The 22,559-nt window shown below is 64.2% G+C and carries 20 protein-coding genes; 13 read left to right on the top strand and 7 right to left on the bottom strand.

All coding sequences use genetic code 11. The annotated features are described in order from the left end of the window. Positions 1 to 111: 111 nt before the first annotated feature. Positions 112 to 1,395, bottom strand: a complete 1,284-nt coding sequence (eno, locus tag TMPK1_RS03820) for a phosphopyruvate hydratase (RefSeq protein ID WP_420241547.1) — start codon at positions 1,393 to 1,395, stop codon at positions 112 to 114. Here eno and TMPK1_RS03815 point away from each other — a divergent pair. From TMPK1_RS03815 to TMPK1_RS03805, 3 genes are read left to right on the top strand one after another with little or no spacing between them, the layout of a single operon-like run. Next, positions 1,376 to 2,125, top strand: coding sequence for a hypothetical protein (locus TMPK1_RS03815; RefSeq protein WP_420241546.1), 750 nt, complete (start codon positions 1,376 to 1,378; stop codon positions 2,123 to 2,125). The genes eno and TMPK1_RS03815 overlap by 20 nt on opposite strands. An 18-nt stretch (positions 2,126 to 2,143) precedes the next feature. Beyond that, positions 2,144 to 3,178 carry a hypothetical protein gene (locus TMPK1_RS03810; protein ID WP_420241545.1) on the top strand — a complete coding sequence of 345 codons (1,035 nt, stop codon included), beginning with the start codon at positions 2,144 to 2,146 and terminating at the stop codon, positions 3,176 to 3,178. Positions 3,179 to 3,186: 8 nt separating this feature from the next. Then, positions 3,187 to 3,369 (top strand): hypothetical protein, encoded by a 183-nt coding sequence (locus TMPK1_RS03805; protein ID WP_420241544.1) that lies wholly within the window; start codon positions 3,187 to 3,189, stop codon positions 3,367 to 3,369. Positions 3,370 to 3,382: 13 nt separating this feature from the next. Here the strand turns inward: TMPK1_RS03805 and pyrG are convergent, their stop codons facing one another. From pyrG to tpiA, 3 genes are read right to left on the bottom strand one after another with little or no spacing between them, the layout of a single operon-like run. Next, entirely contained in the window at positions 3,383 to 5,014 is a 1,632-nt protein-coding gene (gene pyrG / locus TMPK1_RS03800) for a CTP synthase (RefSeq protein ID WP_420241543.1), read from the bottom strand. A gap of 8 nt (positions 5,015 to 5,022) precedes the next feature. Then, positions 5,023 to 5,397 (bottom strand): preprotein translocase subunit SecG, encoded by a 375-nt coding sequence (secG, locus tag TMPK1_RS03795; protein ID WP_420241542.1) that lies wholly within the window; start codon positions 5,395 to 5,397, stop codon positions 5,023 to 5,025. Positions 5,398 to 5,450: 53 nt separating this feature from the next. Further along, entirely contained in the window at positions 5,451 to 6,191 is a 741-nt protein-coding gene (tpiA, locus tag TMPK1_RS03790; protein ID WP_420241541.1) for a triose-phosphate isomerase, read from the bottom strand. 166 nt (positions 6,192 to 6,357) lie between these two features. On the opposite strand from tpiA, the gene TMPK1_RS03785 reads away from it, so the two are divergent. From TMPK1_RS03785 to TMPK1_RS03740, 10 genes are all read left to right on the top strand, one after another. Then, positions 6,358 to 8,265, top strand: a complete 1,908-nt coding sequence (locus TMPK1_RS03785; protein ID WP_420241540.1) for a peptidylprolyl isomerase — start codon at positions 6,358 to 6,360, stop codon at positions 8,263 to 8,265. 5 nt (positions 8,266 to 8,270) lie between these two features. Next, on the top strand, positions 8,271 to 9,716 hold the full coding sequence (gene trpE, locus TMPK1_RS03780; RefSeq protein WP_420241539.1) for an anthranilate synthase component I: 1,446 nt from the start codon (positions 8,271 to 8,273) through the stop codon (positions 9,714 to 9,716). 105 nt (positions 9,717 to 9,821) lie between these two features. After that, positions 9,822 to 10,397 carry an anthranilate synthase component II gene (locus TMPK1_RS03775; protein ID WP_420241538.1) on the top strand — a complete coding sequence of 192 codons (576 nt, stop codon included), beginning with the start codon at positions 9,822 to 9,824 and terminating at the stop codon, positions 10,395 to 10,397. Continuing rightward, positions 10,394 to 11,419: an anthranilate phosphoribosyltransferase gene (gene trpD / locus TMPK1_RS03770; protein ID WP_420241537.1), complete on the top strand. Its 1,026-nt coding sequence runs from the start codon at positions 10,394 to 10,396 to the stop codon at positions 11,417 to 11,419. The genes TMPK1_RS03775 and trpD overlap by 4 nt, the downstream gene beginning before the upstream one ends. Beyond that, positions 11,416 to 12,210, top strand: a complete 795-nt coding sequence (gene trpC, locus TMPK1_RS03765; RefSeq protein ID WP_420241536.1) for an indole-3-glycerol phosphate synthase TrpC — start codon at positions 11,416 to 11,418, stop codon at positions 12,208 to 12,210. The genes trpD and trpC overlap by 4 nt, the downstream gene beginning before the upstream one ends. Before the next feature lie 218 nt (positions 12,211 to 12,428). After that, the gene (gene lexA / locus TMPK1_RS03760) at positions 12,429 to 13,172 is read left to right on the top strand and encodes a transcriptional repressor LexA (protein ID WP_420241535.1); all 744 of its coding nucleotides are present in this window, start codon (positions 12,429 to 12,431) and stop codon (positions 13,170 to 13,172) included. A gap of 14 nt (positions 13,173 to 13,186) precedes the next feature. Continuing rightward, positions 13,187 to 13,387, top strand: coding sequence for a hypothetical protein (locus TMPK1_RS03755; protein WP_420241534.1), 201 nt, complete (start codon positions 13,187 to 13,189; stop codon positions 13,385 to 13,387). Between the two features lie 256 nt (positions 13,388 to 13,643). Next, positions 13,644 to 13,982: a hypothetical protein gene (locus tag TMPK1_RS03750; RefSeq protein WP_420241533.1), complete on the top strand. Its 339-nt coding sequence runs from the start codon at positions 13,644 to 13,646 to the stop codon at positions 13,980 to 13,982. A gap of 197 nt (positions 13,983 to 14,179) precedes the next feature. Next, positions 14,180 to 15,079, top strand: a complete 900-nt coding sequence (locus TMPK1_RS03745; RefSeq protein WP_420241532.1) for a FecR family protein — start codon at positions 14,180 to 14,182, stop codon at positions 15,077 to 15,079. A gap of 11 nt (positions 15,080 to 15,090) precedes the next feature. After that, positions 15,091 to 17,847, top strand: a complete 2,757-nt coding sequence (locus TMPK1_RS03740; RefSeq protein WP_420241530.1) for a TonB-dependent receptor — start codon at positions 15,091 to 15,093, stop codon at positions 17,845 to 17,847. A 13-nt stretch (positions 17,848 to 17,860) separates the two neighbouring features. Here TMPK1_RS03740 and TMPK1_RS03735 read toward each other — a convergent pair whose 3' ends face one another. From TMPK1_RS03735 to TMPK1_RS03725, 3 genes are all read right to left on the bottom strand, one after another. Then, the gene (locus tag TMPK1_RS03735; protein WP_420241529.1) at positions 17,861 to 18,667 is read right to left on the bottom strand and encodes a hypothetical protein; all 807 of its coding nucleotides are present in this window, start codon (positions 18,665 to 18,667) and stop codon (positions 17,861 to 17,863) included. Positions 18,668 to 18,731: 64 nt separating this feature from the next. Next, positions 18,732 to 22,244 carry a transcription-repair coupling factor gene (gene mfd, locus TMPK1_RS03730; RefSeq protein WP_420241527.1) on the bottom strand — a complete coding sequence of 1,171 codons (3,513 nt, stop codon included), beginning with the start codon at positions 22,242 to 22,244 and terminating at the stop codon, positions 18,732 to 18,734. Beyond that, the gene (locus tag TMPK1_RS03725) at positions 22,244 to 22,531 is read right to left on the bottom strand and encodes a succinate dehydrogenase assembly factor 2 (RefSeq protein ID WP_420241526.1); all 288 of its coding nucleotides are present in this window, start codon (positions 22,529 to 22,531) and stop codon (positions 22,244 to 22,246) included. The genes mfd and TMPK1_RS03725 overlap by 1 nt, the downstream gene beginning before the upstream one ends. Between the last annotated feature and the right edge of the window lie 28 nt (positions 22,532 to 22,559).

The following is a 22,559-nucleotide window of genomic DNA, read 5'->3' as shown; positions in this document are numbered from 1 at the left end:
AACGCTTTTTCAAACCCGCGATGTCGCTGTAGGACATCGCGGATTCCACAATCGCCCGTAAGCGATTCAGATGACTCGCAGATTTGCCTGCGAGCCTCGCCGAAAGATTTTTTAGCGAACCTGCTTCAAGGCAGTGCGGCCGGCGTATTTGGCGGCCGGTCCAAGCCCTTCTTCGATCCGCAGCAACTGGTTGTACTTGGCCAACCGGTCCGAGCGCGACAGCGAGCCGGTCTTGATCTGCCCGCAATTGGTCGCGACGGCGAGGTCGGCGATGGTCGCATCTTCCGTCTCACCCGAACGATGGCTCATCACCGCGCGATACGCGTTGCGATGCGCCAGCTCGACCGCTTCCAGCGTCTCGGTCAGCGTGCCGATCTGGTTGACCTTGACCAGAATGGCGTTGGCGGTGCCGCGCGCGATGCCGTCGGCAAGCCGCTTCGGGTTGGTGACGAACAGATCGTCGCCGACCAACTGCACCTTCGAGCCGATCGCGTCGGTCAGCGCCTTCCAACCGTCCCAATCGTCTTCGGCCATGCCATCTTCGATCGACACGATCGGATAACGGCCGACCAGCGTCTGGTAATAAGCGACCATCTCGGTCGGCGAGAGCGACTTGCCTTCGCCTTCCAACTCGTACTTGCCGTTTTTGAAGAATTCGGTCGAAGCGGAATCCAGCGCCAGCACGACGTCGTCGCCCGGCTTGTAGCCGGCGCTCTCGATCGCGCGCATCACAAAGTCGAGCGCTTCGTCGGCCGATTTCAAGTTCGGCGCAAAGCCGCCTTCGTCGCCGACATTGGTGTTGTGGCCGGCTTTCTTCAGCTGCGACTTCAACGCGTGAAAGATCTCGGCGCCAACCCGAAGACCTTCCGAGAAGGTCGCAGCGCCAACCGGCATCACCATGAATTCTTGGAAGTCGATCGGGTTGTCGGCGTGGGCACCGCCATTGACGATGTTCATCATCGGCACCGGCAGCACATGGGCACCCGCACCACCGACATAGCGGTAGAGCGGCAGGCCCGCCTCATCCGCCGCTGCTTTTGCAGCCGCCAGCGACACGCCCAGGATCGCATTGGCGCCCAGACGTGCCTTGTTCGGCGTACCGTCCAGTTCGATCAGCGAACGGTCGAGCGCGATCTGATCGTCGGCATCGAACCCCGACAGTGTGTCGAAGATCTCGCCGTTCACCGCATCGACCGCTTTCAGCACGCCCTTGCCGCCGTAGCGGCTCTTGTCGCCGTCGCGCAGCTCGACGGCTTCGTGGGCACCGGTCGAGGCGCCCGACGGGACCGCGGCACGGCCTGACGCACCGGTCTCCAGCACGACCTCAACCTCGACGGTCGGGTTGCCGCGGCTGTCCAGGATCTCACGGCCGTGAATGTCGACGATGGCAGACAAGGAAACCTCCAGGGACGGAAAGCCGAGCGGCAAAAGGCGCTGGTTCATCGCCGATGTAGGGCCGCGCGACAAGCGCACTGCCCGCATGGGCCGATGTGCGCCGCCGCGACAAGCCACGCGGGGCGCAGATGTGGGCTGTCTGTGGAAGACGGTTTTCCGTATCGCCGGTATCGGTCCCGCACCTGTGGAAGACAGGAGCAATACAAGTGATGTATCGTCGATACAGATTCGATACATGTTGGTGAAAATAGCTATGCAGGACGAGGATACCGGGCCGTATCGCCTGACCCTGGAAGGAGACGGGTTGCGGCTCGAGCGCGCCCTCGACCGGGACGAGGCCCATCGCGTCCTGGCGATGGTTCTGGGCTGGGAGCCGTCCGTCCCTGCTCCGCTCGCCGGCAGTTCCGGCAAGCCGCTGCAGTCCGCCCGCGAGGCGTTGGATGCCAGTGGCGCGTCGTCGAACCCGGAAAAGATCCTCGCCTTCGCGGTCCATCTCGAGCGCGACGAGAACAAGCCGCACTTCACCCGGCTCGACATCAAACGCTGCTTCTCGACCGCGCGCGAACCGCCGCCGCACAACCTCAACCGCGATTTCGTGACTGCGGTCTCGTATGGCTGGATCCACGAAGAAGCGAACGGCCGCGCCTATGCGACGTCGACCGGACGCGGCGCAATCGACAGCCGGTTCGCCACGGTGGCGCGGCGGTCGCGCCTAGCGTCGGACAGCTGACGACTAGATGATTGGCGGATGCGAACCGCCCTTCTCGCGCTCAGCGCGCTGCTGCTACTGACGGCGCCCGCTGTCGCAGACGACATCGACAGCAATCTTATCCGCGCTGTCTTCGCGGACGGGCGCCTGTGGGTCCTATCGGACCGCGGCACACTGGCATCTCTGGCCGAAGGCGAGACGAGGTGGCGATCTGAACCACAGCCCGAACAAACCCTCGAACTGTGCGCACAAGATGGTCATCCGGTCGCCATCGGCGGCATTCGCGCCGGCACGAAATGGACCGTGCGGCGCCACTCCTCCGGATCGTGGCAAGAACTCGGCACGATTGAACATGCTGGAATGCCGCTGATCGCAGCGACCTGCGGCGCAAAGGAAATCTTGCTGCTGACGCAGCAGAACCTAACAACGATCACCGACGGCACAGCAAAAACGCGCGGCCTTTATGAACCGATGCCAAACACGATCGGGAATGCCGCGGCGACGCTTGTAACCCCGGAACTCTTGCTCGTCGGAATGAACGCTGGCGAATGGGGCGGCGGCCTATATGCGATCGAGCGCGACAATGGGTTCGTCTCCTCCGTGTCGCATACGGGCCTCGGTATTTGCGGCGGCGTTCTCAATCCGAAGTGCCATCCGGTGAACGGCATCGTGGCGTCACCCTGGAAGAAAGGCTGCGTGATCGCCGCGATCGGCCTTGTGCACATGGGTTCGGACGGCAGCCTTGTCGAAGTGTGCGCGAACGACGTCCGATCGCTCTTCGCCAAGCAGCTTGGCCCCGATCCGCGGCCGCCGGAGCGCCGCAATGGCGTGCCATTTCCGTCGGTCGCGTTCTTCGGCTTGGTGTCGGGCCAGGGACGCGTCTGGGCTGCCGGTATCGACGGCGTCTATGAAGTCCGCGCCAACGGTGTCACGCAACTCGCGAAGTTGCCCAAGTTTCAGTCCATTGGCGGCGTCGGCATCAGCTTCGACCAACCTGGACTGGTCCTTGTTCTGACCAGCGCAAATCGCCGCTTTTCGGTTAGACGCGATGTTCCGATGCTGGTCGCGCGCTGACGCGCGATATGCAGCGACACGATCTGTCACCGGGCAATGTCTACGAGAACGATCCCAAAGCGATCGAAAGCTGCTGGCATCACGTGCTGCATTGCGCGCCGCAACCGATCGACCTGCGGCGCGGCGATGTCGTGCGTGCACGCGTCACGCACGACGATTCTTCGATCAATATCGAATTCGACCCGCGCTAGGCGCGGCCAGCGATCACACCAGGCGCGACTGTTCCATCGCGGCCTTGATAAAGGCGGCGAAGAGCGGGTGCGGATCCATCGGCTTCGACTTCAATTCCGGATGGTACTGCACGCCGACGAACCACGGATGATCGGCACGTTCGACGATCTCGGGCAGTTCGCCGTCGGGTGACAGGCCTGAGAAGATCAACCCCGCCTGCTGTTCCAGCGCCTGGCGGTAGTTGATGTTCACTTCGTAGCGATGGCGATGACGCTCGCTGATTTCGCCGGCGCCGTAGATCGCACGAACTTTGGAGTTCTGGCGCAGGATGGCGGGATAGGCGCCGAGACGCATCGTGCCGCCGAGATCGCCATTGGCCGCACGCTTTTCCAGCTCGTTGCCGCGCAGCCACTCGGTCATCAGACCGACCACTGGATGTTCGGTCGGACCGAATTCGGTCGAGCCCGCGCCTTTCAATCCGGCGAGATTGCGCGCTGCTTCGATCACCGCCATCTGCATGCCGAAGCAGATGCCGAAATACGGGACTTTGCGTTCACGCGCGAATTTCGCTGCGTGGATTTTGCCTTCGGTGCCGCGTTCGCCGAAACCACCCGGCACCAGAATGCCGTGTACGTTTTCCAGATGCGGAACCGGATCTTCGGTTTCGAAGATCTGGCTATCGAGCCATTCCAGCCGCACGCGCGCATTGTTGGCGATGCCGCCATGAGCCAACGCTTCGGCGAGCGACTTATACGAGTCGATCAACGTCGTGTATTTGCCGACGATTGCGATCGTGACGTCGTGCTCGGGTTCGCGCACGCGCTTCACCACCGAATCCCAGCGGCGGAGATCCGGCTTGGGCGCGTTGGTGATGTTGAAATACTGCAGCACCTGCTCGTCGAAACCCTGCGCGTGATAGGCGAGCGGGACTTCGTAAATCGTGCTCACGTCGTTGGCTGCAATCACGCGCTCAGGCGGCAGGTTGCAGAACAGCGCGATCTTGCGGCGCTGGTCGGCCGGGATCGGATGTTCCGAACGGCACAACAACATGCCGGCCTGAATGCCGACCGACAAAAGCTCTTTCACCGAATGCTGCGTCGGTTTGGTCTTTAGCTCGCCCGCTGCACCCAGGAACGGCACCAAGGTCACATGCACGAACAGCGCATGTTCCTGACCGATTTCGTTGCCGAACTGACGGATGGCTTCGAGGAACGGCAGGCTTTCAATGTCACCGACCGTGCCGCCGACTTCGCACAAGACGAAATCTTCGTCGGTCAGGTCCGAACCAATGAACGCTTTGATCTCGTCAGTGACGTGCGGGATCACCTGCACCGTCGCACCGAGATAGTCGCCGCGACGCTCTTTCGAGATCACGTTCGAATAGATGCGACCGGTCGTGATGTTGTCGGTGCGACGCGCGGCGACGCCGGTGAAGCGTTCGTAGTGACCGAGATCGAGATCGGTTTCCGCACCATCATCGGTGACGAACACTTCGCCGTGCTGCACCGGGCTCATCGTGCCGGGATCGACGTTCAGATACGGATCCAGCTTGCGCAGGCGGACTTTGAATCCGCGCGCCTGGAGCAACGCACCCAGCGATGCGGACGCGAGGCCTTTTCCCAGCGACGAGACCACGCCGCCGGTGATGAAGATGAAGCGGGTCACGCCGCCCCTCACTTCGAGAGGGGGACGGAGGGAGCCTGTTGCTGCGGAGGAGTTGCCGGCGCCGGGTTTGCCGGAGCCTGGGTGGTCGGTGCCGGTGCGCCAGGCGCTGGCTGCGTGACCGGGGCCGTCGTGTCGAACAGCGAACGCGGCTTGTTGCCGTGGCCGGCCATCATCGCCAGCACCAGGCTCGTCACCATGAACAGGCCGGCCAGAATCGCCGTCATGCGGGTCAGCAGATTTGCGGTGCCGCGCACGCTCATGAACGAGCCCATGCCGCCCGACGAGCCGACGCCGAGGCCGCCGCCTTCCGAGCGCTGCAGCAGCACGGTGCCGATCAGCGCCATGGCGAGGAAAAGATGAATGACGAGAAGGACGGTATCCATGGTTCTGCCCGGCGTACGAAAGCGCGCGTCGTAAACTATTCCGGGACGGGATGCTACCGCGCGGGCGTCGCAGACGCGATGGCCCAGAAGTCCTCGGCAGCCAGCGAGGCGCCGCCCACCAGCACGCCGTCCACGTTCGGCGTCGCCAAGGTTTCCGCGGCGTTCTGCGGTTTTACCGAGCCGCCATATAGAAGACGCGTCGCGTCGGCGCGTGTGCCCAACCGGCTGCGCAGGAAGCCATGCATGGCCTGGATGTCGGCCTGCGTCGCGTTCTTGCCGGTGCCGATCGCCCAAACCGGCTCGTAGGCGACCACGATCGCGCCTGCCTCGGGCAGAGATCCAGCCAGCTGCGATCCGACCACTGATTCGGCCTGGCCTGATTCGCGCTGCGCCTCGGTTTCGCCGACGCAGACGATCGGCGTCAGCCCGGCCGCCAGCGCCGCCTCGGCCTTGGCGCGCACAGTCGCGTCGTCTTCTTTGTGAAATTGCCGCCGTTCCGAATGGCCGACGATGACGTAGCGACAGCCCAGCTCGACCAGCATCGGCGCGCCCAGATCGCCGGTGAAGGCACCCGACGGCTTGGCGTGGCAGTCCTGGGCGCCGAGTTCGACGTTCAGCGGCCGCAATTTCTCGCCCAGGCGCTGCAGCAAGGTCGCGGGCGGGCAGACCAGCAGTTCCGCCGCAGACCGCGTCTTCGCCAGATGGCTGCCAAGCTGGAAGGCAAAGGCTTCGGCGGCGGCCAGGCTGCCATTCATCTTCCAATTCCCGGCGATCAGGACGCGACGGTCAGACAAGGCGCTGCTCCTCCAAGGAAGAGGCCGATGTAACGAGCCCCTCGTGAAAAGATAAGAGGGCCCCTGCCGGCCCGGGGCTCGCGGTTGCCAGCCCGAGGCCCGGTCCCTACGATCCGCGCCCATTTCCGGCCCTTCGGGGCCGCTCTTTCCGTAGAGATCAGGTTCGATGCTTCAGGCGTTTCGTGGCGCTGCCGGTTCACTCGTCGTCAAAGTGCTGTTCGGGCTTCTGCTCGTCTCCTTTCTGTTCTTTGGCGTCAGCGACGTGCTCCGCAATCGCGGGCTCGACCAGAACGTCGCCACGGTCGGTGGCGACAAGATCGCGACGGTCGATCTGGATCGCGAATTCCGCCGCGAGCTCGAGCGCGTGCGCCGCGCCACCGGCGGCGGTGCGTTTGACGCCGCGACCGCAAAGCGCCTCGGCCTGCTCGACCAGACGCTGGAACGCATGATCGACGACCGCGTGCTGCTGCGTGCGGCGCAGGATGCAGGCCTTGTCGTCGGCGACGCACAAGCAGTGCAGCTGATCCGTCAGCAGCAAGCCTTCGTCGATCCGACGACGAAGCAGTTCGACCGCTTCCGCATGATCCAGATGCTGCAGCAAGCGGGCTTTACCGAACAAAGCTTCGTCGAAGCGACCAAGCGCGATTTGACCACCGGTCTGCTGCTCGACGCGATGGCGGGCGGCCCCGCCGCGCCCGGCCTGCTGGTCGACGATCTCTATCGTGCCCGCGCCGAACGCCGCGTTGCCGAAACGCTGACAATCAAAAACGACAGCGCCACCGGCATCGCCGAACCGACCGACGCGCAGCTCACCGAATATCACCAAGCACACGCGGTTGCGTTCACGCGTCCCGAACTGCGCACGCTGACCAGCTTGGTTCTGACGCCGGATAGTTTCCTCGGCCAGATCGAGGTCTCGGACGAAGATTTGAAAGGCGCCTACGAAGCGCGCCGCACCGAATTCGTGAAGCCGGAACGCCGCAAGGTCGAGCAAGTCGTGCTGAGCGACAAGGCGCAGGCCGATGCGCTGCTGGCTGCGGCCAAAGGCAAAAGCCTCGCCGACGCTGCAAAGCAGTTGAAGGCCCCCGCCCCGGTTACGATCGACGCGGCTGCAAAAGAAGAACTGCCGGACGTGCTGCAGGCGCCGGTGTTCGACGCGGCGAAGAACGTCGTTGCTGGACCGGTGCAAAGCGCGCTCGGCTATCACGTCTTCGTCGTCACCGACATTGCGCCGGGCGGCGAAATTCCGTTCGACCAGGCAAAAGCCAAACTGCTCGACGAGACCAAGCGCGAACGCGCCGCCGATCGCCTGATCGAACAGTCGCAGAAGCTGGACGATCGTCTCGCCGGCGGTGCGTCACTCGACGAAATCGCCAACACGGTTGGCGCAACGCCGGTGAAAGTAGGCCCGGTCGATGCGCAAGGCCGCGGCGCCGACGGCAAACCGGTTGCGAATGTCGCGCCCGATCTGCTGCGCACCGGCTTTGGTTTGAAGCAGGGTGAGACGTCGAACCTCGTTGAATCCGGTGACGCGCGCTACATCGTCGTGCGTGCCGACACGGTCACGCCGGCTGTTCTGAAACCGCTCGCCGAAGTGAAGGCCGAAGTCGTTGCCGCCTGGAAAGGCGAACAACGCGCCGAAGCGACGCGCAAGAAAGCTTCCGCGCTGGTCGAAAAAGCCAATGCGGGCGCAACGCTCGCCTCGCTGAGCAAAGAAGCCGGCTCAACGCTGGTTACGACGCAGCCCTTCGACCGAGCCGGCCTGCTCGCCAATGCCGCGCCGACGGCGGCGCCGGTCGTGCCGCGCGAGATCGTCGCCAAGCTGTTCGACAGCAAGGCCGGTGTCGTGACCAGCGCCGACACGGCCGACGGCGTCGTGATCGCCCGTTTGACCGGCATCGTGCCGGCCGACCTGGCGCAAGCCGGACCGCAGTTGGCGCAAGCCAAACAAGAGGTCGAACGTTCGATCGCCAACGACCGCGCCGCGTTGTTCATCAAGGCGCTGCGTGCGCGCTATCCGGTCGAGATCGATCGCATCGCGCTCGATCGCATGTACGGCGCCAACGCCGAGTAAGACGCATGTCATCGACGCCGCAGGTTCTGTCGCGGCGGCTGGTCGCCGATCTGGAGACGCCTGTCTCCGCGATGTTGAAACTCATGCCGCGCCATCGGCACGCGTTTCTGCTGGAGTCGGTTGAAGGCGGTAACGCGCTGGGGCGCTTCAGCGCAATCGGGCTCGATCCCGATCTGATCTGGCGCTGCGATGCAGGCCCCAATCAAAAACCTTGGGCCTCGATCGATCGCGGCACCGGCGCGGTCGCCGAACCGGACGCGCCGTTCGCGTCGTTGCGCCGCCTGCTTGCCGAAAGCCGGGTCGAGCTTCCGCGCGGCCTGCCGCCGATCGCAGCCGGCCTGTTCGGCTATCTCGGCTACGACATGGTGCGTCTGATCGAGCGCCTGCCCGATCGTCACCAAAACGAACTCGGCGTGCCCGAAGCGATGTTGCTGCGGCCGACCGTGGTCGCGGTGTTCGACAATGTCGAACGCACGATCGTGCTGGTAACGGTGGTGCGCGATGGTGACGTGCCGTCGGCCGAGCGGCGTCTCGACAAGGTGGTCGAGAATCTGTCGGTGCAATTGCCCGCCGAACCGCCGCGTCTTGCGACCGAGCCGCCGCGCCTCGAACCGCGCTCGAACACGAGCAAGGACGAGTATCGCACCATGGTCGAAACCGCGCGCGAGTACATCCGCGCCGGCGACGCGTTTCAGGTCGTGCCGTCGCAGCGCTTCACGGTGCCGTTCGGCCGCGACGCCTTCGATCTCTATCGCGCGCTGCGCCGTCTGAACCCGTCGCCGTTTTTGTTCTTCCTCGATTTCGGCGGCTTTCAGATCGTCGGTTCGAGCCCGGAAATTCTGGTTCGCTTGCGCGGCCGTGAAGTCACGATCCGCCCGATTGCGGGCACGCGTCCGCGCGGCCGTACGCCCGACGAAGATCAGGCGCTGGCCGACGAACTTCTCGCCGATCCGAAGGAGCTTGCCGAACATCTGATGCTGCTCGATCTCGGCCGCAACGATGTCGGCCGCATCGCCAAGACCGGCACGGTGCGCGTGACGCAGCAGATGATCGTCGAACGCTACAGCCACGTAATGCACATCGTGTCGAACGTGGTTGGCGAGCTGGACGAGAAATACGATGCACTGGACGCGCTGTCGGCGGGCTTTCCGGCTGGCACTGTGTCGGGGGCACCCAAAGTGCGCGCGATGGAAATCATCGACGAGCTGGAGAAGACGCGCCGCGGCGTCTATGCCGGCTGCATCGGCTATTTCGGCGCCGATGGTTCGATGGACACCTGCATCGCGCTGCGCACCGGCGTGGTCAAAGACGGCACGCTGTTCGTGCAGGCAGGCGGCGGCGTGGTCGCCGACAGCGACGCCGACGCCGAGTACCAAGAGACCGTCAACAAGGCGCGGGCCCTGGTCCGTGCGGCGGAAGAGGCACTAGCCTCTGGCGCGCAGCGCAACTAGGGTGCCGCCCGCATGACGAAGCAGACCCAGCGATGGCGCGGCCGTTTCCGGACAGCCGCTCAGTAGTGCCCGCCACAGCGGGCGCCTTCGCTTGAGGATTCCCGCATGCTTCTGCTCATCGACAATTACGACAGCTTCACCTTCAACCTCGTCCAGTATCTGGGCGATCTCGGTGTCGAGGTCGAAGTCCACCGCAACGACACGCTGACCGCCGACCAGGCGCTGGCGAAGAAACCGTCGGCGATCGTGCTGTCGCCCGGTCCGTGCGATCCCGATCGCGCCGGCATCTGTCTCGACATGATCGACCGCGCCGCCGCAACCCGCACGCCGCTCTTGGGCGTGTGTCTTGGCCATCAGGCCATCGGCCAGAAATTCGGTGGCAAAGTCGTGCGCGCACCGGCACCGATGCACGGCAAAGTCAGCCCGATCAACCACGACGCCGACGGCGTGTTCGCGACCCTGCCCTCGCCGTTCCAGGCCACGCGCTATCACTCGCTGATCGTCGCGCGCGACACGCTGCCCGACTCGCTGACGATCAATGCCGAGACCGATGACGGCCTGATCATGGGTCTGCGCCACAAGGAACTGCCGTTGCACGGTGTGCAGTTTCATCCCGAAAGCATCGCGTCCGAACATGGGCACGCGCTGCTGCGCAACTTTCTCGAGCTCGCCAAACAATGACCGAGCGTAGTTTGAAACCGCTGCTCGCCAAGCTGGTGAGCGGCGCGATCCTCGCCGAAGACGAGGCACGCCACGCCTTTGACGTCATGATGGCCGGCGACGCGACGCAGGCGCAGATGGGCGCGTTCCTGATGGCCTTGGCCATGCGCGGCGAGAGCATCGACGAGATCGTCGGCGCCGTACGCACGATGCGCGCCCGCATGGAGCGCGTGCACGCACCGGCCGGTGCAGTCGATTGCTGCGGCACCGGTGGTGACGGCGCGCACACGCTGAACATCTCAACCGCGGCCGCGTTCGTCGTCGCTGGTTGCGGCGTGCCGGTTGCCAAACATGGCAATCGCGCCGCCTCGTCCAAGTCTGGTGCCGCCGACGTGCTCGAAGCGTTGGGAGTCCGGCTCGATCCGCCGCTTGCTGCGCTCGAGAATTCGCTGGCGATGCACAAAGTCGCGTTCCTGATGGCGACGCGGCATCACCCGTCGATGCGCCATGTCGGTCCGACGCGCGGCGAACTTGCGCTGCGGACCTTGTTCAACCTGACCGGACCGTTGGCCAATCCGGCCGGCGTCAAACGACAGCTGCTGGGCGTCGCACTGGCCGACAAGCAGCAGATGATGGCCGACGTGCTGCAACGGCTTGGTGCCGAAGCCTTCTGGATCGTGCATGGTCATGGCGGTCTGGACGAGCTGTCGCTGTCGGGTCCGTCGCACGTCATCGCGCTGGCAGACGGCAAGCGCAGCGAATTCGCGATCGCGCCGCGCGACGCCGACTTGGCCGAAGCACCGATCGACGCAGTGCGCGGTGGTGACGCCGAGCACAATGCGCATGCGCTGCGGCTGCTGCTGGACGGCACGAAGGGGCCCTATCGCGACATCGTCGTGCTCAACGCGGCCGCGACCTTGATCGTCGCGGGTGCTGCCGGCTCGATCCGCGATGCGGCTGCGATGGCAGCTTCATCGGTCGACCAGGGCAAAGCCAAGCGCGCGCTCGATGGGCTGATCCAAGTCACGCAAGGTACGCCATGAGCAACGACGTGCTGGTTCGCATTCTTGCCGACACGCGGACTGAGACCACGCAGCGCAAGGCGCAAGCCTCGCTCGCCGAGATGGAAAAGCGCGCACGCGACGCGTCGCCGGTGCGCGGCTTCGAAGCTGCGCTGTCGCGCAAAGTAGCGGCCGGCAAGGATGCGCTGATCGCCGAGCTGAAACGCAAAAGCCCCAGCGGCGGCGACATCCGTCCTGGCTTCGATCCGGCGCAGCTGGCGCAGGCCTACGAACGCGCCGGCGCTGCGTGCCTGTCGGTGTTGACCGACCTGCCCTATTTCGGCGGCACCGAATCCGACCTGCACGCGGCACGCAACGCGACGTCGCTGCCGGTGTTGCGCAAAGACTTCATCGTCGACCCGTGGCAGCTCGCCGAGACCCGCGCCATGGGCGCCGATTGCGCCTTGCTGATCGTCGCAGCACTGGACGACGCGACGTTGCGCGAATTGTTCGACGCGGCGCGGTCGTACGGGCTGGACGTGCTGGTGGAGGCGCATGACCGCGAAGAATTCGAACGCGGTGCCGCGCTCGGCGCGACTATGCTCGGCGTCAACAACCGCAACCTACGCACGCTCGTTACTGATCTCGCCACGACGGAGGAGCTTAGCTCTCTGCTCCCGGCGGGCGCCGCCTTGGTCGCCGAGAGCGGTCTCAAGACCCGCGCCGACCTGGAACGGCTGCACAAAGTCGGCGCGCGGCGCTTCCTGGTTGGCGAGTCCCTGCTGCGCCTGCCGGATCTCGAGGCCGCCACCCGGGCTTTGCTGGGCGTTTGAAAGCGTGCGCAGCGCGTCCCCGCGAGGGCGGGGATCCATGGTTGGCATCGAGCACATACAAGAAAAGGCCGCGAGAGCATTGAAATGGGCCCCCGGCTTCGCGGGGGTGCGGGCGCCATGCACCCGCACTTGACGACTCACCAGGAACGTTCGTAGAACACCCTCAAGAGTTGCCGGTTCGTTCCAGTCCGGGGCCGGCCCTTTAGGGGAAGAACGCGATGCTCACGCGCAAGCAGCACGAGCTGCTGATGCTCATCCACGAGCGGGTCGCCGCCGAAGGTGTGGCGCCGTCTTTCGACGAAATGAAAGACGCGCTTGGCCTCAAGTCGAAATCCGGCATCCACCGGCTGATCACGGCGCTTGAGGAGCGCGGCTTTCTGCGCCGCCTCGCCCATCGCGCCCGCGCGCTGGAAGTGGTGCGTCTGCCCGAAGGTACGCGCAGCGGTACGCCGTTAATGCCGCCGCGGCCTGCCGCGCGCAGCAACGTGGCGCCGTTCCGGCCCAGCGTCATCAAAGGCGATTTCTCGGCGGTTCTCTCGGGCCGCCCGGTCGAGCGCCTAACCGGCGATCTCGAACGCGCCGCCGTCAACCTCCCGCTCTACGGCAAGATCGCAGCCGGTACGCCGATCGAGGCGCTGCGCGATCAAGGCACGTCGGTCGAAGTTCCGCCCGACATGGTCGGCAGCGGTGACTTCTACGCGCTCAAAGTCGCCGGCGATTCCATGCAGGACGAAGGCATTCTGGATGGCGACACGGTTGTCATTCAGCGCTGCGAAACCGCCGAGACAGGGCAGATCGTCGTGGCACTGATCGATGATCAGGAAGCGACGCTCAAACGCTTCCGCAAGAAGGGCAACACGATCGCGCTGGAACCTGCGAACGCTGCGCACAAGGTGCAGATTTTCGGTGCCGAGCGCGTGAAGGTCCAAGGCCGTCTGGTCGGCCTGATCCGGAAATATTGATCCGTAGGCGCGCGATGAACGGCTGCATCCGCATTGTCGATCTGTACCGCGAAAACGGCGCCTTCGTCGGCTCCTATCCAGTGTCGCTGCGCGGGCGGAATTACGTTCCCAGCGAACGCGAATACGAACTCGACGCGATCGATACGGCGATCGAAGACGCGCTGGTCCGCGTCGACGAACGACGGAACCTGGTCGCACGGATCCGGCGGCGTTAGCCGCAATCACCCTCGCTGCAACAACTCGTAACGGAGATGCGCAATGGATGACGTTTGGCAGGCCGCCTGGTTGAAGGCGCAGCTTTTCTTCTTCGGTGCATCGATCGTTGCGGTGTGCACGGCCGCGTTGATCACGGAGTTGGGCTGATCGGAGTCGCCCGGCCGACTCGAGGCCACCGCCGCTACGCGGATTTTTGCGCATAGGTTTTTGCCGCGCGCGCGGAACGCAAACCGCCCTTTCCGACTTGCATCTGGCATGGGCGAGATTTTGACCTTCCCGATGGATCTTCGTTTGCGCGGCGTCGCGCCCGAACCGGGCAGCGCGTTGCGTGTCACGAGCGACTTGATCGAGATCGGAATCGACGGGCGCACCGTCACCTTCCGCTACGACGAGTTCCCCATCGCAAAACGTGTCGTGCTGTGGGTGCCGTCCTGGACCGAGCTTGCCGGTGGACGACAGCCATTGATGGCCATGCGCTTGCGCCGTGCGGCGCAAGTCGCGGCGATGCATTGGCGGCGTCTTGGTCTGCATGTCTCGATCCGCATGAAACCGCCGGTCGAGGTCCCCCTGCCCGACGCGCGCCGCGCTTCGTAGCCAAGCGTGGCCTGACCATTCATTTTCTCGCGCACTGCGCGTGCGCGTGCATCCCTACATCCGCAGGCCGCGTGTCGTTCCTATGAATGACCCAATCGAACGCGTGCGCGGGCCGCAGCGTCGTGGCATGACATCCCCGACTGCGGCGCTGGAGTCGGCGCCGCCGCAAGGAACGCGGACAACCGCGTCAGAAGGCGATGAGGGAAGAGGCAGCCCAGTGGGTCGCGCGGCTTCGCAGCGGCGTGACCGAACCCGCAATCCTCGCTTCGTTTGAAGCCTGGTTGACGGCGGATCCGCGCCATCGCGTTGCCTTCGACGAAGCCGCACGCAATTACCGTATTCGCTCGGGTGAATTGCTGGACGAGCCCGCTGGCCGCTATCACTGGCGTGCCGCAACGCTGATGGCCGCTGCAGCGTTGTTGATGCTGGCCGGCTTGCTGTGGCGCGACCGGGTCGACGAGCGCCATGTGATCACCGGCAAAGGCGACCTACGTACGATCCAGCTCGCCGACGGGTCCGACGTGACCATCGATGCAGAGACCGAACTCGACGTTCGCATCACGCCGCTGTCGCGATCGGTGACGGTGCAGCGCGGCCAGGCACTGTTCCGCGTCGCATATGAAAGCTTCCGTCCGTTCGAAGTCGAAGCCGACCGGATCAAGGCCCGTGCAACTGGGACCGAATATGCGGTCGCGTTGCGTCCGCAGGAAATTCTCGTCTCCGTCACAGAAGGCACAGTCGACGTGCGCGACGAAGCGGGCCCGTCCAGCGAGAAGCTTGGCGCAACGCAATTGCTGACCATCACGCGCGGCTCGCGCATCCACGCGCTGAAACGCGATCTCGATGCGCGCTCGGTCGCCTGGGTGCGCGGCAAGCTGGATGTCGACGGGCAGAAGCTGCGCGACGTGATCGACGAAGTGAACCGCTATGTCGATCGCCCGATCCTGATTTCCGACAGTGACATCGGCGACCTGCCGGTCAGCGGCGTGTTCGATCCGCGACGCCCCGACAACTTCCTCGAAGCCTTGGCGCAGATCCGTCCGATCACGGTCGAACGCGCGGCGGACGGCTCGCGCCGTATCTCGCGCCGCCGCTGAATTTTGCCAGTATGCGCCCCCAAGCGCACGTTGCGCGCGGCTGGATCCTTGCGCTCGCGCTGGGTCTCTGCCCGCTTCCCGTAGCCAGCGCAGAACCGGCGCAGCGTAGTTTCACGCTGCCGGCGCAGTCGCTGGAACGATCGCTGCGCGAACTGGCGCGGCAATGCCAAGTCGACATTCTGTTTGCGACCGGTGACGTCCGGAACATCACCGCCCCTGCGCTGTCCGGATCTTTCACGCCCGAGCAAGCGGTCGAGGCCCTGTTGGCCGGCACCAATCTGCGCGCCGCTTTTACGTCCAGCGGTTCGATCTCGGTGCGGCCTGTTGCAGCTGCCGAACCGGCACCGCCAGGACCACGCGCGCGACCGGACCTGCCGCGCACCACCGTGGCTCCTGAAGAAATCGTCGTAACCTCGCGCGCGGGAACCGAAACGCGCCGGAAAGTCGAAGCCAGCTACGCGATCACCACTCTGTCCGAAGAACAGCTGCGCATGCGCGGCCCAACCAGCGTTCCCGACGCGCTGAAATCGGTACCGGGTTTCTGGGTCGAAGCGTCCGGCGGTGAAGCCAGCGCCAATATTCGTGCGCGCGGCATCCCGCTCGAAGGTTATTCGACGGTTGCGCTCTACGAGAACGGCCTGCCGGTCCAGCACGATTCGGGTATGAGCTATCTCAACGCCGATCAGTCCTTCCGGCTCGACGAAACGATCGAGCGGCTGGAAGTCGTTCGCGGCGGTCCGTCGTCGATCTTCGCCGCCTATGCGCCGGGCGGCACGATCAATTTCATTCCGCGCCGTGCCTCCGATCACGTCGAAAGCCTCGCCAAATTCACCATCAGCGATTACGGCCAGCGCCGCGTTGATGGCTGGCTTGGCGGTCCTGTCGGCGATTGGCGTGTCAGCGCCGGCGGTTTCTTTCGCGAAGATCATGGCGTGCGCGATCCCGGTTTTCGCGCCGATCACGGCGGGCAATTCCGCGCCACCGTCGCGCGCGAATTCGAACGCGGTCGCGTCGAGCTTGACGTCAAACGTCTCGACGACGTCGTCGATTTCTATCTCGGCGTCCCGGTGCGACTTGATGAACATGGCGACGCCAAGTCGATTCCGGGCTTCAATCCGAACTACGGAACCTTGGCGGGGCCGGATACCAAGAATCGTGTCTTCCGCACCCGCACCGGTCCGTATGATTTCGACCTGACGGAAGGCACCCACGTCGCGCTGACCCAGGCGACGTTGAAGCTCGATTATTCGTTCGACGATTGGCGGCTCGAAAACGGCGCGCGTTATCGCGACTCCAATACGGTGCGCAACGGCCTGTTCCCGGTGACGCCGATGATCTCGCGCGATCGTGTCGCGAGTTTCCTGCCCGCAGCCAAGGCGCTGTTTCCCACCGTCGACCATGTCGTGCTGCGCTATGCCGACACCGCGCAGCCCTATAATGGCGGCATCCAGAACGGCAACGGGCTGGTGATCGACGCGATGCTGCGCGCGGTCGTCGTGCCCGAACATGAATTCGTCGACGACTTGCGCCTGTTGCGAAAACTGTCCCTGGCTGGCGATCACGACATCGCGATGGGCGTCTATTTCGCCAATGTCGAAGAACGTTTCCAGCGCGTCTCCGCCAGCGGCCTGCTGGAGGTACGGCCGCAAGCGCGCATGCTCGATGCGGTCGCGGTCGATGCGGCTGGGCGCGTCCTGGGCGCGATGACCGAGAACGGCATCACGCGCTATGGCTCCGAATACGCCAATTCGCGCACCGGTTCGAACACGATCGCAGCCTATGTCTCGGACGAATGGAAGATCGCGCCGCGCCTGCGTCTCGACATGGGCGTGCGCTTCGAACATGTCGCAATGCACGGATCTGCCGAGCGTACGGCGACGATCAATCTTCGCCAGTCGCCGACCGCTGCAGACGACACCGCGATTTCGGGCACCGGCATCTTCGATCCGCTCGACCGCAATTTCGACCATACGAGTTGGACGCTCGGCACCAGCTGGCAACTGACGCCCGACACAGCGTTGTTTGCGCGCTACACCGGCACGTCGCGCCTGCCCAGCCTCAATGATTTTCTGACCAACCCGTCGCGCACCGACATGCGCAAGCAGACGATCCATCTCGCCGAAGCGGGCTGGAATCTGTCGTCCAGCATGGTCAGCCTTTACGCCACCGGTTTTTACACCGCCTATGATTCCTTCACCTTCGGCGAGCTGGTCTTCAATCCAGCCACCAACGGATATGACAGCCACTCGAACTACGCGGACACGCGCAGCTATGGCGTCGAGCTTGAGGGGACCGTGCGGCCGCTTTCGTGGCTCGAAGTCAATTTCGCGCTGACCTGGCAGCGCTCGGCCTTTCGCAGCTTCCGCTTCATCGAGTCCGTCAATGGCGTGCCGACGCAGCGCGATTACACCGGCAACCGGTTGATCCGTGCGCCCGCCAGCAGCGCGCGCATCACGCCGGGCGTGAACTTGTTCGACGGGCGCGTGCGCGCCGAAGTCGATGTCGAACATTACGGCAAGCGTTTCGCCGATGCCGCCAATACGCAGACCCTGCCCGCCTACACTGTGTTCGGCGCCAAGCTGCGGCTCGATGTCAGCGATGCCATCAGCGTCTATGTCTACGGCGAAAATCTCTTCAACGAGATCGGCCTGACCGAAGGCAATCCGCGCACGGGCCAGATCAGCAGCAACGACGCCGGCGCCCAGGTCTTCATTGCGCGCCCGATCGTCGGGCGGAATTTTCGACTTGCTGCGATGTACAAGTTCTAGCGGTCGAGCGAAGTCATTTCTTCTGCATCGATGTCGTGCCGGAGAATTGCGTGCGCAATGCGATTTGCGGAAAGTTGATGCCGTACGACGCCGCGATCAGGCGCCAATCCTTGTCGGGACGGTCGAACAAATAGACGACCAGCATCGCGCCTTTGGTGCTCGAAAAGAGAAAGCCGACGCGACGCACATACGTACCAAGCTGCTCGTCCTCGACCTTGTCGATCGAGGTCAGCGGCGTCAGTGCCTTCAGGATCGACGTGATCTGCGCCGAGGCCTGATCGAGCTGCGTCGGGTTGGCATCAATCGCACGCATCTCAGTTTTGATCTGCTCCCAAGCTTCGACGTGTTTCCCGGTGCGATGCATCTCGAGAATCTGTTCGAGCACTGGAATCTTTTCGTCGACCTTCCGCGCGCCCATGTCGGCAAAGCGCGAGAACGCGCCGACGCCGATATAGTTATAGCCGTCATATCGCCATGCATCTTCGGGCTTGCGCCAAGTATAGGCGCCGATCAACGGGCCGCGCGCGCATTCGAGCACGACATAGATCCGGCGCAGGCGGCCACCGACGACCTGATCGTCGAGGATTTCGCTGTGCTTGACTGCCCCAACCGCCGCGAGTGAACCAAGCATCTGCGCTTCGACGCCGGCATATTGGCCGGGTGCGCCGATCGACGGGCGCAGCAATTCAATCGCTTCTTGGTTTTTGCCTTCCTGATGCAGCGCGAGTGCGCGGCGCACCAACTCAGTCTCGTCATCTGCGCGGGCCGGCGCCGTGAGAACAAGAAAGCCAAGTCCAGCGAGCAGCAAAAAAATTCGCACCGACGCTCTCCGTTCGAATCGCGAAGCAAGCCTAGCTTCTGTGAACGATCACGAATATCGGCGATTACACCGCCAACATCGCCAGATCTTGACCCAGCTTGGTCACGCCCTTCATGCGCTTGATCGGATCTTCCCAGCCGCTGCGCGTGTAGACGAGTTTTTGGTCGGGACGGATTTTGACCGTGCCCGCCTGCTTCATCACCCAGCCCATCAACTGGTCGACGCGCGCGAACTGGTTGTCGCGGAACGTCACCACCGCACCGCGCGGGCCGGCGTCGAGACGTTCGATGCCGGCTTGGCGGCAAAGCTGTTTGATCGCGACCGTATCGAGCAGATTCTCGGCTTCTTGCGGCATCGGCCCGAAACGATCGACCAGCTCGGCCGCAAACGCGTCGAGTTCGGCACGATCGGCGAGCTCCGCAATGCGCCGGTACAACGACAGGCGCACATTGAGATCGGGGACGTATTTCTCCGGAATCATCACCGGCAAGCCGACCGAAATCTGCGGCGTCCAACGCGTCGCAAGTTCGGTCGCATCGGTGTAGGCGCCCGACTTCGCTGCCGCGACCGCCTCTTCCAGCATCTGCTGATACAGCTCGATGCCGACTTCCTTGATGTGACCCGACTGTTCTTCGCCGAGCAGATTGCCGGCGCCGCGAATGTCGAGATCGTAGCTGGCGAGGCTGAAACCGGCGCCGAGACTGTCGAGCGTCTCGATCACTTTCAGACGCTGCTCGGCTGCCTTGGTCAGCAGCTTGCCCGGGTTCCAAGTCAGATACGCATAGCCGCGCAGTTTGGACCGGCCGATCCGGCCGCGTAGCTGATAGAGCTGCGCCAGGCCGAAAATATCGGCGCGATGGATGATCAGCGTGTTGGCGCTCGGAATGTCGAGGCCGGATTCGACGATGTTGGTCGCCAGCAGAATGTCGAACTTGCCGTCATAGAACGCGCCGATCCGCTCTTCGAGTTCGGTCGCACTCATCTGCCCGTGCGCGGTCACGACTTTCAGGTCGGGCACGAGTTCTTTGAGACGCAGTTCGACGCGCGGCAGATCTTCCAGACGCGGACAGACATAGAAACTTTGCCCGCCGCGGAAATGTTCGCGCTTCAACGCTTCGCGGATCACCATCGGGTCGTAGGGCAGCACGAAGGTGCGCACGGCAAGCCGGTCGACCGGTGGCGTTGCGATCAACGACAATTCGCGCACGCCGGTCAGCGCCATCTGCAAGGTGCGCGGGATCGGCGTCGCGGTCAGCGTTAGAACATGGACGTTGTCGGCCAGCTCTTTCAGGTTTTCCTTCTGCTTGACGCCGAAATGCTGCTCTTCGTCGACGATCAGCAAGCCGAGCTGTTTGAACTTGATCGTCTTGGCGAGCAGCGCGTGCGTGCCGACGACGATATCGACCGAACCGTCGGCCAGCCCTTCTTTGACCGCCTTGGCTTCTTTGCCGGTGACCAGCCGCGACAGCTGCTCGACCCGAACCGGCAGGCCGGCGAAGCGCCGCGTGAAATTCTGATAGTGCTGGCGTGCCAGCAACGTCGTCGGCACCACCACCGCAACCTGCAGCCCGGCCATCGACGCGACGAAGGCAGCGCGCAGCGCGACTTCGGTTTTGCCGAACCCGACATCGCCGCACACAAGGCGATCCATCGGGCGACCCGAACCGAGATCGTCGACGACGTTCTCGATGGCGCGCAACTGGTCTTCGGTTTCGTCGTACGGAAAGCGCGACGCGAACTCGTCGTAGAGGCCTTCGGGCGGCGACAGCGGTTCGGTGGACTTCAAGGTGCGCACGGCCGCGATTTTCAGCAGCGCTTCGGCCATGTCTTTGAGGCGCTTCTGCACCTTGGCCTTGCGCGCTTGCCAGCCCGCGCCACCCAACTTGTCCAGCGTGACGACGGTCTCTTCCGAGCCGTAGCGCGTCAGTACGTCGATATTTTCGACCGGCACGAACAGCTTGTCGTTGCCGTCATAGATGATGCGCACGCAATCATGCGGCGCACCGCCGACGGCGATTTCTTCCAGACCGTCATAGCGACCGATGCCGTGTTCCTGGTGCACGACGAAATCGCCAGGCGCGAGCGACGCAAGCTCGATCACGAACTTGTCGGACCGGCGGCGCTTCTTCGCCGGGCGCGACAGGCGCTCGCCCAGAATATCCTGCTCGGTCAGCAGCACGACGTCGGGACCGACAAAGCCGCTTTCGACCGGCAGCACGGTGACGCCGACACGGTTCTTTCCCAGCGCCTGCGCGTGCGCGAAATCCTGGATCGGTTCCAGCTTTTCGAGACCGAGATCGCCCAGCAGCGACAACAGCCGGTGCAGCGAGCCCGCGCTATACGCAGCGATCAGGCCGCGTCGGCCTTCGGCGGCGTGAAACTTCAAATAGTCGGTGACGGCGTCGAACCCCGACCCCAGCGCGCGCGCATCGCCGAAATCGCGGCCGCGACGCGCACCGGCATCGAACGTGTCGACCTGCGTGTCCGCCGCACCGAACGGCGCCAATTGCACGGCGGCGCGCACGCCCAGCGCATCGCCCCAATCCTGCGAGGTCAGGTACAGCAAATCGGGCGGCAGCGGTTTGTAGCCGCTGCCCGACGATTTGGCGTCGACCAACTGCAGCTCTTTGCGCGCTTGATAGAACTCGTCGATCTGCTGCCAGCGCGCAGCGCCGCTTTCTTGCGCTTGCGCGTCCAACGACACCGGCGCCGGTCCGACATAGTCGAACAGCGTTTCCATCTGCGCATGAAACAGCGGCAGCCAATGTTCCATGCCGCCATGTTTGCGGCCGGCCGAGACCGCTTCGTAGAGCGGGTCTTCGGTGACGGTGGTGCCGAACCGTTCGCGATAGCCGGTGCGAAAGCGCGAGATCGATTCCGGATCCAGGAACAGCTCGGCCGCGGGCTGTAGAGTCAGTTCTTTCAGTTCCGATTCCGTGCGCTGGGTCATCGCATCGAACAGACGGATCTTCTCGACCTCGTCGCCGAACATATCGAGGCGCACCGGCGCGTCGGTCGATGGCGGGAACAGGTCGACAATGCCGCCGCGGACCGCGAACTCACCCGGCTCGCGCACGGTCTCGGTGCGCGCATACCCGTTCTCGGTCAGGTAATTCAGCAGCAGTTCGAGATCGACTTTGTCGCCGAGCTTGGTGTGGAAGGCGCTTTGGCGCAGCCGTGCACGCGGCGGCACGCGCTGCAACACCGCGTTGACGGTGGTCAGTACCAAACGCGGCGCCGTCGGTTCGCGCAGCAACCGCGTCAACGCGTCGACGCGGCCCGCGATGATGTCGGGATTGGGCGAAACGCGGTCGTACGGAAGACAGTCCCAGGCGGGAAACTCGATGACTTCCAGCTCGGGCGCGAAGAACGCGACACCGGCGGCAAGCCGCGCCATGCGGCCGTCATCGGTTGCGACATGGACCCAACCGCCGGGTCGCTGTTTGGCAAGCTCGACCAGCAGGCGCGCGTCGTAGCCGTCCGGCGCACCGGCCAAGGTCAGCGTGCGGCCTTTGGCGAGCGGCAGGTCGGGCAGGATCGCGGGCTTGGGCGTTTCTTTGCGTGCGGGCTCGGCCATTACGCGCCTCCGGCCTGGCGCGCCGCGACATGGGCACGCATCAGACCGACCAGGACAGCGTGCGCAGCCGGCGCTTCCAGCTCGCGCACGACCCAATCCCAGATGTCAGGATCGTCTTCGCGCAAGAAGGCCGCGTAGGCGTCGAGCTGCGCGGAGTCGAATCCGTCCAGCGCCGCATCGGCGAAACTGCCGATCAGCAAATCAGACTCGCGGGTGCCGCGGTGCCAGCTACGAAAGCGCAGTTGACGCCGAATCAGCTCATCGTCGCGCGTGTCGGTCGCGCTCATGGAAGAGAAACCACCAGAAAAAGCGGGC

Source organism: Roseiterribacter gracilis (genome assembly GCA_018332375.1).
Classification (GTDB): Bacteria; Pseudomonadota; Alphaproteobacteria; order BOG-932; family Roseiterribacteraceae; genus Roseiterribacter; species Roseiterribacter gracilis.
The sequence above is the reverse complement of the archived record's forward strand: the minus strand, read 5'-3'. Positions and strand labels throughout refer to the sequence as shown.

Bases quoted from the DNA above. Each gene is read 5' to 3' on its own strand.
- TMPK1_RS03725 (WP_420241526.1), bottom strand. From the start codon at position 22,531: ATGAGCGCGACCGACACGCGCGACGATGAGCTGATTCGGCGTCAACTG.
- lexA (WP_420241535.1), top strand. From the start codon at position 12,429: ATGCTCACGCGCAAGCAGCACGAGCTGCTGATGCTCATCCACGAGCGG.
- trpD (WP_420241537.1), top strand. From the start codon at position 10,394: ATGACCGAGCGTAGTTTGAAACCGCTGCTCGCCAAGCTGGTGAGCGGC.
- TMPK1_RS03745 (WP_420241532.1), top strand. From the start codon at position 14,180: ATGAGGGAAGAGGCAGCCCAGTGGGTCGCGCGGCTTCGCAGCGGCGTG.
- trpC (WP_420241536.1), top strand. From the start codon at position 11,416: ATGAGCAACGACGTGCTGGTTCGCATTCTTGCCGACACGCGGACTGAG.
- trpE (WP_420241539.1), top strand. From the start codon at position 8,271: ATGTCATCGACGCCGCAGGTTCTGTCGCGGCGGCTGGTCGCCGATCTG.
- TMPK1_RS03750 (WP_420241533.1), top strand. From the start codon at position 13,644: ATGGGCGAGATTTTGACCTTCCCGATGGATCTTCGTTTGCGCGGCGTC.
- TMPK1_RS03810 (WP_420241545.1), top strand. From the start codon at position 2,144: ATGCGAACCGCCCTTCTCGCGCTCAGCGCGCTGCTGCTACTGACGGCG.
- secG (WP_420241542.1), bottom strand. From the start codon at position 5,397: ATGGATACCGTCCTTCTCGTCATTCATCTTTTCCTCGCCATGGCGCTG.
- TMPK1_RS03805 (WP_420241544.1), top strand. From the start codon at position 3,187: ATGCAGCGACACGATCTGTCACCGGGCAATGTCTACGAGAACGATCCC.
- mfd (WP_420241527.1), bottom strand. From the start codon at position 22,244: ATGGCCGAGCCCGCACGCAAAGAAACGCCCAAGCCCGCGATCCTGCCC.
- TMPK1_RS03815 (WP_420241546.1), top strand. From the start codon at position 1,376: ATGTCGACGATGGCAGACAAGGAAACCTCCAGGGACGGAAAGCCGAGC.
- TMPK1_RS03775 (WP_420241538.1), top strand. From the start codon at position 9,822: ATGCTTCTGCTCATCGACAATTACGACAGCTTCACCTTCAACCTCGTC.
- TMPK1_RS03785 (WP_420241540.1), top strand. From the start codon at position 6,358: ATGCTTCAGGCGTTTCGTGGCGCTGCCGGTTCACTCGTCGTCAAAGTG.
- TMPK1_RS03740 (WP_420241530.1), top strand. From the start codon at position 15,091: ATGCGCCCCCAAGCGCACGTTGCGCGCGGCTGGATCCTTGCGCTCGCG.
- TMPK1_RS03755 (WP_420241534.1), top strand. From the start codon at position 13,187: ATGAACGGCTGCATCCGCATTGTCGATCTGTACCGCGAAAACGGCGCC.